Origin of the sequence: Nocardia sp. NPDC019323 (assembly GCF_044389845.1) — a bacterium.
Lineage (GTDB): Bacteria > Actinomycetota > Actinomycetes > Mycobacteriales > Mycobacteriaceae > Nocardia > Nocardia implantans.
The window spans coordinates 255551-270943 of the sequence record NZ_JBIRYN010000004.1; the positions used below are offsets into that span (position 1 = coordinate 255551).

The 15393-nt window shown below is 65.2% G+C and carries 16 protein-coding genes and 1 pseudogene; 6 read left to right on the forward strand and 11 right to left on the reverse strand.

Features of this window, described 5'->3' with window-relative positions; translation table 11 throughout:
* Positions 1 to 8: 8 nt before the first annotated feature.
* Positions 9 to 1964 carry an FAD-dependent oxidoreductase gene (locus ACH49X_RS17780; RefSeq protein ID WP_195079225.1) on the reverse strand — a complete coding sequence of 652 codons (1956 nt, stop codon included), beginning with the start codon at positions 1962 to 1964 and terminating at the stop codon, positions 9 to 11.
* A gap of 137 nt (positions 1965 to 2101) precedes the next feature.
* Positions 2102 to 2686, reverse strand: coding sequence for a hypothetical protein (locus tag ACH49X_RS17785; RefSeq protein ID WP_357103056.1), 585 nt, complete (start codon positions 2684 to 2686; stop codon positions 2102 to 2104).
* Between the two features lie 401 nt (positions 2687 to 3087).
* On the opposite strand from ACH49X_RS17785, the gene ACH49X_RS17790 reads away from it, so the two are divergent.
* Positions 3088 to 4272, forward strand: a complete 1185-nt coding sequence (locus ACH49X_RS17790) for a hypothetical protein (protein WP_357103059.1) — start codon at positions 3088 to 3090, stop codon at positions 4270 to 4272.
* 37 nt (positions 4273 to 4309) lie between these two features.
* Here the strand turns inward: ACH49X_RS17790 and ACH49X_RS17795 are convergent, their stop codons facing one another.
* The 6 genes and pseudogenes from ACH49X_RS17795 to ACH49X_RS17820 all read right to left on the reverse strand — a co-directional run bounded on the left by ACH49X_RS17795 (position 4310) and on the right by ACH49X_RS17820 (position 8585).
* The gene (locus ACH49X_RS17795; RefSeq protein ID WP_195079222.1) at positions 4310 to 5056 is read right to left on the reverse strand and encodes a DUF6882 domain-containing protein; all 747 of its coding nucleotides are present in this window, start codon (positions 5054 to 5056) and stop codon (positions 4310 to 4312) included.
* 186 nt (positions 5057 to 5242) lie between these two features.
* Positions 5243 to 5824, reverse strand: coding sequence for a hemerythrin domain-containing protein (locus tag ACH49X_RS17800; RefSeq protein ID WP_195079451.1), 582 nt, complete (start codon positions 5822 to 5824; stop codon positions 5243 to 5245).
* 282 nt (positions 5825 to 6106) lie between these two features.
* A complete protein-coding gene (locus tag ACH49X_RS17805; protein ID WP_357205653.1) occupies positions 6107 to 6520 on the reverse strand; it encodes an Imm10 family immunity protein in 414 nt (137 codons plus the stop codon).
* Positions 6521 to 6558: 38 nt separating this feature from the next.
* A pseudogene (locus ACH49X_RS17810) lies at positions 6559 to 6818 on the reverse strand (IS982 family transposase); the annotation flags it as partial.
* A gap of 237 nt (positions 6819 to 7055) precedes the next feature.
* Positions 7056 to 8081 (reverse strand): FAD-dependent monooxygenase, encoded by a 1026-nt coding sequence (locus tag ACH49X_RS17815; protein WP_357205656.1) that lies wholly within the window; start codon positions 8079 to 8081, stop codon positions 7056 to 7058.
* A gap of 81 nt (positions 8082 to 8162) precedes the next feature.
* Complete coding sequence (locus ACH49X_RS17820; RefSeq protein WP_195079220.1) at positions 8163 to 8585, reverse strand: hypothetical protein; 423 nt, start codon at positions 8583 to 8585, stop codon at positions 8163 to 8165.
* Positions 8586 to 8784: 199 nt separating this feature from the next.
* On the opposite strand from ACH49X_RS17820, the gene ACH49X_RS17825 reads away from it, so the two are divergent.
* Complete coding sequence (locus ACH49X_RS17825) at positions 8785 to 9081, forward strand: hypothetical protein (RefSeq protein WP_357103072.1); 297 nt, start codon at positions 8785 to 8787, stop codon at positions 9079 to 9081.
* A gap of 62 nt (positions 9082 to 9143) precedes the next feature.
* Here the strand turns inward: ACH49X_RS17825 and ACH49X_RS17830 are convergent, their stop codons facing one another.
* The 3 genes from ACH49X_RS17830 to ACH49X_RS17840 all read right to left on the reverse strand — a co-directional run bounded on the left by ACH49X_RS17830 (position 9144) and on the right by ACH49X_RS17840 (position 10745).
* The gene (locus ACH49X_RS17830) at positions 9144 to 9290 is read right to left on the reverse strand and encodes a hypothetical protein (RefSeq protein WP_357205658.1); all 147 of its coding nucleotides are present in this window, start codon (positions 9288 to 9290) and stop codon (positions 9144 to 9146) included.
* A gap of 446 nt (positions 9291 to 9736) precedes the next feature.
* Entirely contained in the window at positions 9737 to 10351 is a 615-nt protein-coding gene (locus tag ACH49X_RS17835; RefSeq protein ID WP_357205661.1) for a hypothetical protein, read from the reverse strand.
* Positions 10352 to 10394: 43 nt separating this feature from the next.
* Positions 10395 to 10745, reverse strand: coding sequence for a hypothetical protein (locus tag ACH49X_RS17840; RefSeq protein ID WP_357205663.1), 351 nt, complete (start codon positions 10743 to 10745; stop codon positions 10395 to 10397).
* Between the two features lie 94 nt (positions 10746 to 10839).
* Here ACH49X_RS17840 and ACH49X_RS17845 point away from each other — a divergent pair, with 94 nt between their 5' ends.
* The 4 genes from ACH49X_RS17845 to ACH49X_RS17860 all read left to right on the forward strand — a co-directional run bounded on the left by ACH49X_RS17845 (position 10840) and on the right by ACH49X_RS17860 (position 15271).
* A complete protein-coding gene (locus ACH49X_RS17845) occupies positions 10840 to 11196 on the forward strand; it encodes a hypothetical protein (RefSeq protein ID WP_357205666.1) in 357 nt (118 codons plus the stop codon).
* A gap of 17 nt (positions 11197 to 11213) precedes the next feature.
* Positions 11214 to 12740, forward strand: a complete 1527-nt coding sequence (locus ACH49X_RS17850) for an EAL domain-containing protein (protein ID WP_357205669.1) — start codon at positions 11214 to 11216, stop codon at positions 12738 to 12740.
* A gap of 171 nt (positions 12741 to 12911) precedes the next feature.
* Positions 12912 to 14090 carry a hypothetical protein gene (locus ACH49X_RS17855; protein ID WP_357205672.1) on the forward strand — a complete coding sequence of 393 codons (1179 nt, stop codon included), beginning with the start codon at positions 12912 to 12914 and terminating at the stop codon, positions 14088 to 14090.
* Positions 14087 to 15271: a DUF4041 domain-containing protein gene (locus tag ACH49X_RS17860; RefSeq protein WP_357205675.1), complete on the forward strand. Its 1185-nt coding sequence runs from the start codon at positions 14087 to 14089 to the stop codon at positions 15269 to 15271. Before ACH49X_RS17855 ends, ACH49X_RS17860 begins: the two co-directional genes overlap by 4 nt.
* Positions 15272 to 15393: the final 122 nt, after the last annotated feature.

A 15393-nucleotide genomic window follows, 5' to 3' on the forward strand; every position in this document is an offset into this window, starting at 1 on the left:
ACCGATCCTCAGCCCAACTGGGCGGCAAGCCTTTTGGCGTTCATGTAGGCGATCGCCTCGATCGAGACCATCGGGTTCACGCCCGACGCGGTGGGGAAGCTGGAGGCGTCGGCGACGACGATGTTCGCCACCTCCCAGGTGGCGCCGTCCGGGTTGGTGGCCGAGGTTTCCGGTGAGCCGCCCATCCGCGCCGAGCCCATGATGTGCAGTGCGCCCAGGGAGCAATGCCCCGGCCCGTACCCCGCGGCCCGGCACGCGACGGCGAAATCGGCGTGTGAACCCCGGCGGCCCGGTTCGTAGGAGACGCCCGCTTGGTGCCCGGAGAAGATGCGCCGCGCGCCCGCTGCTTCCAGAATGCTCGCCGCCCCCTCGAACCCGGTGTGCAAATGGGCGGCGTCGTAGTCCGACAACCGGTAATTCACGATCGGCTCACCATCGCGGTCGACGGCCACCGTGCCCGAATCGCGGTCGCGGGTGATGATGCCGATCGCGTTCGAATGCGCGAAATCGAGCATGGTGGTCCGATGCTTCTCGGCGCCGCGCCAGCTCATGAACCCGGTGGCGAGGCCGGGATGGATCGGACCGGTTTCGTAGATCACGCCGTAACCGTTGCCGTCCAAGTCGCTGTGCTCGCGGCAGATCCGGGTCTGCAAGCCGCCTTCCCACGGCCGGATCTCTTCCTCGAACACCCCGAAGACCGCCGCCGCCGGGTGCAGGCGCAGGTGGCGGCCGATGTTCTGGTTGCGCAATCCGGAGCGCCGCAGCAACGCCGGAGTCTGGATCGCTCCGGCCGCCGCCACCACCGCACGGGCGCGCACCTCGATCGCCACCCCGTCGGAGGTGACCGCCGAAACCCCCTGCGCTCGACCGTTGCGCACCGCGATCCGCCGCACATCGGCGTCCACGACCAGCCGTGCGCCCCGATCGGCCGCATCGGCGAGCCAGGTCTTGGTCACCGACTGTTTGGCGCCGAGCCGGCAGCCGTAGCCACACCGGCCGCACTCCACACCGGCGTCACAGGCATCGGTCACGTTGCGCGGCAACGTGTCCACCTCCCAGCCGAGCGCGCGGGCGCCGCGTTCCAGAACGCCGTCGCGAGCCGACAGCACCGACCGCCGATCGGTGACGCCGAGCCGCCGCTGCACCACGTCGAGCGCGTCGTCGAATTCGGCTTCGGCGAACTGGGCGGCGCCCAGCGCGGCCCACTCCGCCCGGACGTCCTGCGGGGTCGGCAAAGACGTGCTCCAGTTGACGACCGTTCCGCCGCCGAGGCAGGTGCCCGCGACGAGGGTGATCTGGCCTTCGCTCGATCCCGGCGGCCCCGGCGCGTACAGGTGCTGCAACCCGCCGAGTTCGCCGGTGCCGAAATCGCGGTCGTCGTAATAGTTCCCGCGTTCCAGCACCACCACATCGAGGCCCGCTTCGGCCAGCACCGCGGCTGCCACACCGCCTCCGGCGCCGGAACCGACGATCACCACATCACAGTCGAATTCGGTCGGCTCGGTGCAGCGCAGCGGTGTCAACGCGGGCGCGGGCGCCGTGGTCAGCGGGCCGGCCGGAGCCGGGTAACCGATCTCCTTCCACAGCGGATTGACACCCGCCGGGCCCGGAGTGATGTTGTAGGACAGCAGCGACGCTTGCTTGAGCGCCTGGAAGATCACCCGCACCGATTCGAAGCGCGAATCGGCGAGCCGCAGCAACGCCCGTTCCCGCTGCTCCTGCGACAGGCGGGAGAAGCGCCGCGGACCGCTGCCGGTGAGCAGCCCGGTCAGCCGGGAATCCCATAGGTTGAGCAACGTGGCCAGCTGCTTCTTCTCCGCCTCGCGCGGATTCCGCCCCAGTAGCTGGAAGACGGTGTCCACGGCGCCGAGCGCGCTTGCCGACGGCAGCGTCAACCCGTCGCCGGGGTTGAACGTGTCGCAGATGAGGTTCATCGCCGCGCGTTGCTTGGCTGTTGGTTCCATGTCGAACAGTCCCCTTCGTTTACGCCAGTGAGTTCTATCACACGACATGAACAACCACTAACTAAAGGCCGATCTGTCCTGGTGATTCCGGTTCAACCCAGGAGAATCCCTGCACACATAACGGGCACGGTTCGCGCTCACGCCCTGATGACGCTCGCGGCGGCGTATCCGACCGCGAGGAAGGCGTGCACGACCGACACGAGCGCCTTGCCGAGTTCCGCCACCGGATCCGCGCCCGCCCTCGGCCGCGCCAGCGACCACCGGGTGAAGGTTCGCTCCGCGTGCACCGCGAGACGCAGCAACTCGGCGCGATACGACCCCAGCAGCGGCTGGTCACAGGCGCCCAGCGCCGCCGCGGTGAGATGCGCGCAGCGACCTATCGTCACCACGACTTCGAGCACCTCGTCCGGCACCGCGGTGAGCAGATAGGCGTCCGCGAGCGCGGCGGCCGCCCGCGTTCGCTCGACGACGCTTCCGAGCGCACGACCCAGTTCGGACAACTGCGCGCGGTCGGCGCTCGCGGGCCCGGACTCCAGCGCGGTGGTCAAGTTGCCGATGACCACGCCGAGCGCGTGCTCCACTCGGCGCAAGCGCTCCAGAATTCCCGACACATCGACCGGCGAGCATCCGAAGTCCGCCAGCACCGTCGCGGCCTCGACCAGTGTCGCGGCCGCCGCGCGGAAGTAGATCTCGGTAGTCGCGCTCGCCGTCGGCGTGCTCATGCCCACTCCTCGGGTTGTGCCTCGATCGGCAGCCGTGGGGATGTCGACGCCGCCGGACAGCGTCGGCCGGTTGGCGTCGACAACCCAGTGCCGTCCGGGTAGCAATCGCCTCGAACCACCACGGTCGACAGTAATGATTCATAACATATCGCTACTTTGAACTGGTAGATAGCTCTTCATATTGAAAACAGTCGTTCACTTAATGCCTGATCCAACTGTTCGCCGACAGATCAGCTACAACCAGGCACAGGACAGGAGAAGCGGGGTTCCGCGGCCCGCGAAGTCCGAGCCCTCCGCGGCCCCGAGGCGACCGTCGGGGCCCGGCGCGCACCGCTCCGGTCCGCGCACGCGCGATGATGGAGCGGAGCCGATGATCGTCGAGAGGACCACGGATGGACCGTATGAGGCGATTGCTGGTCGCTGTGGTGGTCGTGTTCGCAGCCGCCGGATGCGGGAACACCGAGCACGAACCGCCACCCGCTCGCGGCGAGATCGTTTCGGCCACGCCCCTGCTGAGTCTGACGCCCGAGCAGACCGCGGCGCTGTTGACGAACGGCGGAATCTCCACTCCGGTCCGCAACGGCGTCGACGCCTTTCGTCTGGAGTACCGGACGATCACCCCGCACGGCGAGCCGACCACCGCCAGCGGGCTGGTGGCGCTGCCGCGTACCGACTCCCGGCGACTGCGGGTGGTCAGCTATGAGCACGGGACCATGACGCTCAAGAGCGACGCGCCATCGGTCGATACCCGCGATCTTCCCGATCGGCTGCGCACGGTCGCCTTCGCCGCCGCGGGTTACGCGGCGACCGCACCCGACTATCTGGGCCTGGGGACCGGTCCGGGCACGCATCCCTACACCCATGCCCCCTCGGAGGTCAGCGCATCGGCCGACCTGTTGCGGGCGGCCGGCTCCCTCGCGGCCCAGCAGCGGCGAGAACTCGACCCGGAGGTGCTCGTGACCGGGTTCTCCCAGGGCGGCCACGCGGCGATGGCGCTCGGCAAGGCACTGGCCGCCGGGACCATCCCCGGCTTCGGGGTCGCCGCCCTGGCCCCGATCAGCGGACCCTACGACCTCCAGCACGTCCAGGCGCCCGCCGCGCTCGACGGGCGGGTCCTACCGGGCGCGGCGGTGTTGTTCCTCTCCTACTGGATCACCGCGATGAACCGGATCCACCACCTCTACGACGATCCGGCCGAGGCCTTCCAACAGGCCTACGCCGACAAGGTGGACGACCTGTTCGACGGCTTCCACAGCGAGATCACCATCGTGACCTCGCTGGCCCCCACTCCAGGGCAACTGCTGACCCCCCGGTTCCTCCGATCGGCCGCCGAGCCGACCGGCGCCGCCGCGGCGGCGATCGCCGAGAGCGACGGCACCTGCGACTGGACACCGCGCATACCCGTCCATCTCTACGCTTCCCGCAGCGACCGCGCCGTGCCGTATCCGAATGCCGAGCACTGCCTGCGAGCTCTCGGTGGCAACGCGACACTGCGCGACTTGGGCGATCTGGACCACGCCGGAACGGCCCGGGTGGCCGTCCCCGAGATCCTCGGCTGGTTCCAGCACCAGTTCCCGCCCAGCTGACCAGCGCCGCCGCGCGTGGGTGCGGCGGTCGAGCGGATCACGCCGACTGCGTCTCGGAGGCGAGATGTGCGCCGACCCGGTCCACGACGATCCGGATATCGAGATTCGCGATCCGGCCCTCAGCGTCGAACTCGACCTCCCCCGCGAGCCCCTCGCCGCCGAACTCCAGCACCCGATAGTCGTCGAGGAATTCCGTGTCCAGCCCCCGCCGGGTCAGATAGCTGTACACGGCACGCCGGTGATCCGTCAGCGGCAGCGCGCCGAAGCCGTGGGCCAGCACGCGAGCGAGGCCGGAGGGAGTGGGCGCCGGCAACTCGAAGGCGGGGTGGTCGATGAGGAACGCGACGCACGCGCCATCGATGACACCGCAGTAGGAGTTCCACCGCCCACAGACGATCTTCGCGGCGTCCGCCATCAACGAGGCCACCTGATAGGGCTCCGGCGCCGCCGCGCCGAGCACCACGGGCAGCTCGGCCGAACACAATTCGGCGACACGGTAGCGGGAGCCGAACTCGCGCACCGTCTCCGCGGCACGCAGCAGCGACCGCGGGTAGCCCCAAGGATTGACCCACCCCCACAGCCACGCGTCGTCGTCCGCCGTGCCGAGCAGGTGGACGTCGGTACACACGAAGGAGCGCTCCTCGCCGAGGAATTCGAGCCGACGTCCTTCCAGGTCGGCCTCCAACACGTGGGCGCCGAGCACCTGCTCGACGTGGAGCCGGTGTTCGAGCGACAGCAAGCCCGCGTCATCGAGAAGTCTCGTCAGTGGCACGGTTTGGGACACCGCGACAGCGTAGTCAACGCGCGGTCACTTCTCCGCTTCCGCTCGGGTTTCCGAACATCCGGAGCGCGGCGACGCCGCCGCCCGCCGCGCAGCCGTGCGGCCCTCGGCCCACTCGGTTCATCCCACCGAACGAAGGCATGCGATCCACGCGAATGTCGCGGGAGCGGTGGGGGTACGGCCTGCCGGTCAGTTCCTTCTCAGGGTGCCGACACCCAGCGATCCGTTCGCAGCGGGCCGCGCTTTCTTCTCTGCTCCCTCCTCTGCCGCGTGGACATAGCTGACCGGATCCTTGTCGACGGGCTGGACGCCGGCGAAGTTGCGCGCCTCGTAAGCGGCGAAAGCGACGGCCAGCTGATGGCGACGCGGCAGCCCGGCAAGGCGGCGGAAGTCGGTGAGGCCCTCGCGTTCTTCCTCGGCCATGTGATCGCTGTTGGCCGCGTTCGCCGCCGCGACGGCCGCGTACCAGGCGTCGGCGCCGACCTGATGACGGGCTACCTCGGCGATCGCGTCCCTGATCTCGTTGTGGTCGTGGATGGCGTCGAGTGTCTCGTTCTCCACCCCGCCCGCGCGCCGGGCCGCGATACCCACTTGCAGCAGGGCGGGGTAGAAGATCTCCTCCTCCGCCTGCGCGTGCAGCTCGAGGAAGGCCGCGAGCCGGTGCCAGATCGCGGAAAGCGCGCCGGTGTCCGCGCGATCGATCTGCTCCAGGATCGCGAACAGCCGCCGTTGTTCCTGGTGGTCGTCCAGAATCAGCTGGGTAATGTCCACGATTCCTCCCTGAGATCGCACTTCAGGTCAGCACTGAACGCCGAGGCGGACCGCCCCTCCGGGGGCAGCTGGCATCTCCTCAGGGATCCTGAAGTTAATTCACCGCCGAGCCATTCCGCTGCCGACGCACCGCCGCGTGTCCGCTTCTCTGTGCGGCGGTGGAGCGCGCGGCGGTGACGTCTAGACGAGTAAGTCCGAAGTTCGGTCAGTGGTCGTAGGAGATGCGTGACCGGGTGCGGGGTTTGCCGGTGGTGCGGTTGTGGCAGATGGCGCTATGAATTGCTACGACGTGATCAGTCGCGGCCGGGTATCTGGGCGTCCGTAGGCCAGAATGCGCGGCAGCACTTCGCGCATGCGTGCCACGTCCGCTGCTGGCGCATGCAGCAACGCCTCGACAACGGGATCGGTCAGGCCGAGATCATCCAGCGACTCGGGATCCAAGGTCACCCGAAGCACGTCGCCGGTCAGCTCCACCTCGCGTACGCAGCCATAGGCAGTGCCCTGATCGGGCGTGACAAGGCAATGTGTGTCCATGCCCAGCGACACATCCTGTTCGTCGGGATCGTCGAAGTCGCACATGAACAACAAGGAGAACCCCTCTTCGTCATTCGACTCCGCCACGCCCGCCATCATGCAGTCGTCTACATCTGGATCATCGAGTTCGCACGCAACCAGCGCCGTGAACCTGTACGCCATCCACGTGTTCTAGCATGCTCATCTGATCCGAGTGTTGGTCAGTGGTCGTAGGCAATCAGTGACCGGGTGACCGGTGCGCCGATCGTATGGTTGTGCCAGATCGCGGCGGCCATCGCCAGTATGCGCTGGGCGACGCGGATCGCGACGCCCTCGACGCTGCGGCCGCCGTGGTCTTCAAGGTCGAGTTGCCTTTGAGCGTGTCGTTGACCGACTCGATAAACTGGCGCACCTTCTTCAGCAGCGGCTCACCGTAACGGGCGGTCTCGTCCTTGCGCGAGGGCCGCAGCATGGTGATTCCGTACCACCCCCAGTGCGCCTCGGAGGTGAACCCCAGCAACGACTGCGCCACCGCCAGACACACCGATTCCGAGTCGGTCGACACCGGCGGACGGCCGGTCCACCTCGGTCCGGGCCAACTCATCATCAATCTTCACGTACAGTGCGGTCAGGAGGGCGTTCAGATCGTTCGTCACTCAATGATCTTCGACGCCCTCCGCCCATGTCCGGGCATCACCGGGCCTTCGGACTTACTCGTCTAGTTCGCGGCGCGGCGGTAGGGCGGAACGACCCGTTCCCGGTCGGTGGCGATCCGCCGGCGCCGGGCCGTCATCGCGTCCGCGGGCGAGGCCCCGGTGGACAGTGCGTGAAAGATGGCTGCCGCGTCCTCGATGGCGTCGCGCGCGCCGACTCCTTCGGCCGGTGTGATGGCGTGATCGGCGTCCCCGCAGAGGATGACCGGCAGCTGTGCGGGAGCGGCTGCGGTGAAAGGGACGTTGCGCGCATTGGAGATGTGCACGGTCTCCGTCTCGGCCAACAGGAGATCGACCACGTCACGGATGCCAGGGGCCACCGTTCGGATCAGTTCGGCCCACTTCACTACCGGATGGAATCCGAGGTCCGGAGCGGGAAGAGCTGGGCGGGTGACTCTGGCGAACCAGACGGACAGTCCTTCGTCCCAGTAGTGACCGAACGCGCCCGCTGGGCGGCCATCCGCACCGATGCGGCCGTCGAAGTGCAGCACCGCGCTCTTGGTGCGCAACGCCTGAGCACGCTCGGTGCGGCCGTAGAACACGATCTGTCCGGCGTACTCGGGCGTTCGTCCCGGCTCGATCCGGCGGCGGGCGAGGGAGTCGATGCCATCGGCCGCGATGACGACATCGTCGGCGGGCAGCCGGGTAGCGCCGCTGAACAGCATGCCATGGTCGATATCGGTCACCGCGGTGCCGTAGTGGAATTCCGCCGCTGTGGCAGTGGCGAATTCGGTCAGCACCGACATGAGTTCGGCACGCAGGTACAGCCGATGACCACGGCTCGGCCCGAAACGGGCTTCGCCCGGCTGGTACTCCACCCGCAGGGCGTCCACCGGATGGGCGACCTCGTCCAGCCGATCGGCGGGCACGCCGAGAGTCGTCAGCGCGGCATGGGCACGGTCGTCCAGTACCAGGAACGCCCCGACGCCGACCGAAGGCTGACTTTCGTACACACGGACCGGAATACCTTCGCGGCCAAGCGCTCCCGCCAGCACGGTCCCGGCGATTCCTCCACCGACGATGGTCACCATGTCACTCAGCGTAGAGCGGCATGCGACGGTCGCGCCGCCGATCGCTGCCGACGCCAGGGCGGCAGAAGCACAGCGCCCGGTCTATCCCGGGATGACGTACTGCACCTGGACCGAATCGGGCGAGTGGAAGATCTCCTTCGTGGTGACGGACAATTCGACGTGACCGGGGCCGGAGGGGATGGTGGCCGAGTTGTACCACGAGCCGACCAGCTTGATCGTGGTGTTTCCGCGCGCCCCGGTATCGATGTTGTGCCAGGAGACGTATGCGGTGGTCGCGCAGGTACCGATGCCCTGGAAGGCGCTGGTGAGGTGGAGCCCCTGGGACGAGTCCTGGTCCACGTTCCCGCGAATCGTGCCGTAGCACAGACCCGCTTCCGTCGCGGTGGTGTAGAGGACCGGCAGGTTGACCGCCTCGGCCGAGGCAGTACCGGCGAAGACGAACGCCGGAGCACAGGCCACGACGGCGGCAGCGGCGGTCGCGGCGAATTTGGTGACTGAGCGCATGAACTTTCCCCTCTGAGTCTGCACACTGATCGGCATGCCCGGTGGCCGGGCCCCTGGAAGCTCGAGAACACCGGACTGCACGTCTTATCCGTCATCAGCCCATGGGCGTTACGCCGAGGCCATGTCCACGACCGCCGTGATCCGCTGTTTCGCCTGATCGACGTAGTGTTGGATTCCGCAGGAGACGAGTAGGGATCAGGTGGCTTCAGACATCGTTGTGCAGGACATCAACCATGCCGAGATTCACCGCTTCGGTGACGATGCGGACGAAACGCTGTTCAAGCTGTGCACTGCGCAGCCCGAAACCAGCTTGGTACGGGGCATCTCCCGTTACGGCGACACCATGTTCAATCGGTACCAGCTCGGCTTGATCCTGGATCAGATCGAGGGGATCGAGGTACGGACCGATGCCGAGCGGCAGGCCATCGACCTGCTGAGGCGAGCATCGTCCATCGCGCTCCGCGCCAACGGATATCTCCTGTTCGTCGGCGACTGACGAGACGACCGCTCGATTCGGGTGGGCTGCCAGGTGCTGTCCTTCGGGACACAGGCACGAGATCATGCGATGGCTTGCCAGACTGCGGCTTTGTCACCGGTTCGCAAGGATCGGCTGCGATGGCGCAGTTGTTCGGCCGCCGCAGGCTTGGTCGGTGCAAGCCGGATGTAGGCGCCGAGCGAGTGCAATTCGGTGATGTCGCGCAGCAAGGTCCATCCGGGCCAGTCGAGAAGGTCGTAGCCGTAGGCGGCCGCGAAGCGTGCCCGCTCCTGTTGTGGTGGAAGCGTGATCGGGCAACCCGTTCACCAGGTCGAGTTCGCGTGGCCCGACGCGAACTCGGCTGGACACCACAGAAACCAGACATCACCGACATCGTGCGTGATGCATGGCAGTTCCACAGTCAGCATTCGACGCATTAGCTCCTGCGGCGGCGCACAGCGGAACCCGCCGTGCTGGCATCGCACGGCACGATACACCCGCCAGTCATCGATCTCATCGGCGAAGGTGCACTGGCCCAGTGAAGTCCTGCCGGGAGTAACCATCGAACAGGTCATTGCCGTGACCTGGACTCCCTCGATCTCATGCAGCTGTGCTCGCCTGAGCGGACACCTGTCTGACTCGACGGATCAGCGATGCCGAAGGCGGGTCAACCGGCTCAGGTAATGATCTCACTAAGCAACACTGCAGTGGCCAGTGACGACGGTTCGTCCAGTTCGGCGAGGAGATCGTCCCAGGACGGACCGCCGGTGTCATGCCTGACACGAACGTCGTGGATGACTGCGGCTGCTTTACTGGCGACTGCCAGTAGTAGCGGCGCGTTGATGTGCCGCATTGCGGTGTACCTGTTGTCGCCGTCCAGGCGGTAAGCCCGTGCGATCGCCTTACTGATCGATGACGCAGCGACGATCGAGTGCGCGGCGAGGAGTAACTCGGTACACATGGCTTCCTGGGCCGAATCGAGTTCCGTACTACCGGTACCGCGGTATGCAGTCGCGTGGACGTGGAGTCGGATAAGCACTTCGGTGCTGAGCGCGGGCAGTCCCGCGGAGACGATTCCGGAGCGCAGGTTCAAGCCGTTGCCGTCCGAGCTACCGAGGTACGCCCGGTGGATGAGTTTGCGCAGTTCACGGTTGTCGAGTTCGTGCAGCAGGGACGCGCCCGGCATCGGCAGACCCATGGGGGTCACGAAATCGGCCGCGAGGTGCTTCAGCAGCGCCACAAATGCATCGGCGACGGTGTCGATGTCGCCACGGAATCCGTTCGATACCACGACGGACTCCTTGACGCCATCCACCCATCGCACGCCTCGGAACTCAGCGCATCATCACCTGAAGCGAGGCAAGGACGAACAGCTCGCCCTCGTCGAGGTGGATATCGTCCATACCGTTCCTTTCCGTGTCGTCACTGCTGGAACAGTGTGCAACACGCCCACGGCAGATCGGGTCGAATCGCTCCGCTCCTACGTCAGTAGCGTCTGCAGCGCGCCTCCAAGCCGGAATGCTGCATCCGCAAGCTTTGCCAGGATCGACTCCTACTTGCCATAGCAACGACAGGATGTAGGTGTAGTCATACAGCACCCCGAGCGCGGCAGCTGTCCGGGCCGGTTGAAGCAACGCGCGTGGACTCACGTACCCTCGCCATGTCGAGCCGATCAATCGCTTCATCCGCTCCATCATTCCGATTTTTCGCGCCGAAATCTCGACGGGCGGCGTATCGTTCCTAGAGGCTGTGGCGGTCAAGCCTAGGGATGGGGGAGTCATGGATAACCAAGTCACGTTGGCCATCCCTGCCGGTGAGCACTCAGAGCATATGGAAGCGCTCCTACGATGGCTCAGCCGAGAGCCGGAGCTACGGGGTCGTTGCAAAGCTGTAGTCCATGCTCCGTCGCACGGAGAGATGGGGTCTTGGGTCGATTTCGCTACGGTCGCTGTCGGAGGGGGCGGTGCGTTGTCGGTGTTGGCGATGTCGTTGAAGACATGGTTCACGCAGCCGCGCCGCTCGGACGTCGAAATCGAAATCCGTAGTTCCGATGGACGATCTGTAACTGTCAACGCCAAGCGAGTAAACGATGTACCCGCCCTTTTGCAGAGCGTCTTGGACTTCGATAGTTGCTAAATGTGACAGGAGGTTCGGTGATCCGTTTGCCGGATCGCGAGATGTCGCGGGCCGTTCTGATCGGGATCGACACCTACGATCATCTGCCGGACCTGTCGGGTGTTCACGCTGGGGCCAAGGAACTGAGGGATGTTCTCACCGATCCGGTGCACGGTTCTCTTTTGTTGGATGGCTGTATTCTACTACCTGAGCGGGCATCACCAGCCGATATCGGTGACGCGATTGCCGAAGCGTCGGACCAAGCACAAGATCTGTTGTTGATCTATTTCGCAGGGCACGGTGTGCTGGGCCCCCGGCGGAGCGAGCTGCATCTTGCCGTTACAGACACCCATCCTCTTCGTCCAGGCATCGGAGGTGTCCCTTTCGATGCTGTACGCGATCTCTATCTGGAGAGCGCCACTGCGGCGCGCGTCGTGATCTTGGACTGTTGCTACTCCGGACGCGCGCTCGGCTTGAACCAGTCCCCGGGCGCCCATGATCTGCTCGTCGAGATCGCCGCCGAGGGAACCGCGGTCTTGACTTCGGCACCGCCGAACGGGATTTCGAAGAAGCTCGATGCGGAAACCTACCCCGCCTATACCGACCGCCTTATCCGCTTACTCCGCGAGGGCATGCCGCTAGGTGATGAGTTCCTTACTTTGCCAGCTCTACATCGGCAACTGTGCTACGAACTCACCGCCGTAGGCCTTCGGCAGCCACAGGCGGACCTCAATCCACTGCTCGACCATCTCGGCTTGATTCGAAACAGAGCACACCTGGCTGGACCACCGTTCGACACCCAACTGCGTGATGCCATCCGGACTGGACAGCTGACACTGCACTACCAACCCGAAATCGACCTGCGGACAGGTGAGGTCCTCGGGATCGAGGCGCTGGTTCGGTGGAATCATCCGACACGGGGATTCTTGTCGGCCCATACTTTTGTTTCGGCAGCGGAAAAAGCAGGCCTGGCAGAAGAATTGGGATGGTGGGTGATCCGAACGGCATGTGCCGAGTTTGCTGGCTGGCAGGCCGATGGACTCGGCCGCAATCTTACGTTGCGAATCAATGTGTCTCCGACCCTTCTAGACGAACCGGCGTTCGTAGAGAAGGTGGGACACATACTGCGTCGAACAGGCGTGGACTGCCCATCTGTCTGTATCGAGATCACAGAGCGGGAAGACACAGATTTTGACGCCACTGTCACCACAGTACGTGGGTTGAAGCGTCTGGGTGTGCAGGTCGGCATCGACAGCTTCGGGACCTACAACAGCTCGATAAAGATGGTGCAGCGGCTCCCGGTCGATTCACTCGAGGTCGACCGCGCCTTCGTTCAGCGACTCAACAGCAACACTGAAGACGTCGCCATCGTACGAGCTATCATCGCGCTAGCCACCAGCTTCGGACTGAGTGTTTCCGCCGCCGGCGTCGAAACCCCCGAGGCCGCCCGAACTCTGATTGATCTCGGCTGCTATCGGGCTCAAGGATTCCTGTTCGCACCACCGGTGACCCGCGAGGAAGCTCGAGCGCTGATAGCTGGAAAATTCATTGTGTGGCGCATGTAACGGAGCTGGTTCTGTCACGACAGTAACTGCGGGCCGCGGTTCTCCGGCCAGATCACGTCGAAGTTGGAAGAGGGGTGTAGCTGGGTGGCGCGACGCAGGGGGTTCTTCGCTGAACTACAGCACCAGCATAGGCTGGCGCAGCGAAGGCAGGCGCAGCAGCAACGGGCAGCGATGCGTGCCCACAATGTGGCCGTAAGGGAGGCGCAACGCTTCGCCCGGGAGCAGCAACGAGCCGCTGCCGCGGCTATGCGTGCCTCGGCCGCCGAACGCGCGGCAGCGGAGATGGCTGCGAGACTCGCCCACATCGCTGCGCGTGAGGCAGAGGTCGAAGAGAAGAACGCGCAGCTCGCCGCCACCTACGACGCGATCGACCACCTGCTGGACGCCACGCTGGAAGTCGATGACTGGGTCGACCTCGAATCCCTGCGCGAAACGGCTACCAACCTCCCGTTCGATCGTCCCGAGTTGCTCACACCATCACCGGCTCCTCGCTACCACACAATGCCGGATCACCCGATCTTCGTGCCACCTGCTCAGCCAACAGGTCTCGGCGGTGCTCTGGGCGGCAACCGCAGGTACGCGGCCCAACTGGAGGCGGCGCAACGGGAATACCTCAACGCTGTACAGCAGTGGCAGCTGACGCTCGCCCGAACCTGCGCCGCCAACGCGGAACTACGTGCCCAGTGGCGACAGCACGAAGCCTCGCGGGTCGCGGAGCTGGGCGATGCCCGGCGACGGCTCGAGCAAGCAAGCAGTGTACGTCGCCGACAGGTCGAAGAATCGAACGCGCGCTTGGATGGGCTCATCGCTGGATTACGTGAGCGTCGGCCCGACGCAATGGAAGAATACGTCGGCATTGTGCTGGCCAACTCGGTGTATCCCGAGCAATTCGAAGTGTCCTACGAGCACTCCTTCGACGCGAGCGACCGCGAACTACGCGTCACGGTGTTGGCCCCGCATCCCGACACCTTCCCGACATCGAAAGCGTTCCGCTACAACAAAACCACCGACGAAATCACGACAACCACGCTGCCGGCCGCTGAGGTCAAACGTCGCTACGCATCGGCGATCGCGCAGACCGCGCTGCGGACAGTACACGAAGTGTTCGAAGCCGATCGGGAAGAGATCATCGACAGCATCGCACTAACCGTGGCTGTCGACACCGTCGATGCCGCTACCGGCCACGACACCCGCATCGACCTCGTGCGGCTCGCCACTGACCGCGCCGATTTTCTGTCGATCGACCTTGCACGGGTGGAGCCGGCAGCCACATTGACTCACCTTGCGGCCGCAGTCTCGAAGAACCCCTACGGGCTTGCGCCCTTGGCAAACCACGGAGTACGCGGATGAACGACCCCCAAGCTGCGATCGTCGCACTGCGCAAGATGCTGATCGTCAAAGAACGCGAATCCGCCGACCTCCAAGACCGCATTCAAGAGCTCACCGCGCAACTGCACGCGCGCCCGATCTCAGCCGCCGCACCGCCACCGAAGGATTCCCGGCTCATCACCGTGGACGACGCGCTGGTGCTTCAAGAGGTGGGGATCTACGAGTATCACCATCCCTTGGAGAACGCCGACAGCTACAAGCAGGCCCTCGCCGAGCTGCGGGCCGACGTGCGTGAAGCCGTAAAGACCAGCGAGGCCATCGTGGTAGCCAGAAAGTTCAGCTTCAACAACTCCCTCGCCGAAGGCCGTCGGTTGACCGCAGACCTGTCCAAGCTCATGCTGCGGGCATACAACGCCGAGGCGGAGAACTGCGTCCGGACCATACGCGCCGGCAACCTGGACACCGCCAAACGACGACTCGACAAGGCTGCCAAAGACATCGAAAAGCTCGGCGCGGCAATGCAGATGCACGTGTCCCCCACGTATCACGCGCTGCGGATCAAGGAACTCGAACTCACAGCCGACTACATGATGAAGGTGCAGGAGGAACGTGAAGCCGCCCGCGAGGAACGCGAGCGCTTGCGTGAGGAACGCAAAGTGGAACAAGAACTCGCCGCCGAACGTGAGCGACTCGAGAAAGAACAAGCACACTACCGAGCCGTGCTGCAACGACTCACCGCCACCGGACAAGACACCCGCGACATCGAAGACCAACTCACCCGCATCGCCGACGCGATCGCGCAGAACGACTACCGCGCTGCGAACATCCGCGCAGGCTATGTCTACGTCATCTCCAACATCGGCGCCTTCGGCCCCAACGTCGTCAAGATCGGGCTGACCCGCAGACTCGAACCCCTCGACCGGGTCCGCGAACTCGGCGGCGCGTCCGTCCCCTTCCCCTTCGACGTCCACGCCGTCTACTTCTCCGACGATGCCGTCACACTCGAAAACGAACTCCACAAAGAGTTCGCTGCGGTGCGACTGAACCACGCGAATACTCGACGGGAGTTCTTCTTCGCCAGCCCCGAAGAGGTACGTCGAGTACTTGCGAAGAAGGTGGGAAACCTCCTCGACTACAACGACGCGCCGGCGGCTACACAATACTTCCAATCCAAGCGGTACTGGCCCGACCATCGAGTGTGACCCCATCCGAGAAAGTCCGCGCCCACGTATTCGATCCGGACCGGCTGCCCGGCGACCGGCGAATCCAGCCGGCATTCCTTGCCGGTCTCGATGGCTGAGTACAGGGGTTGTGTGGTTCGAGG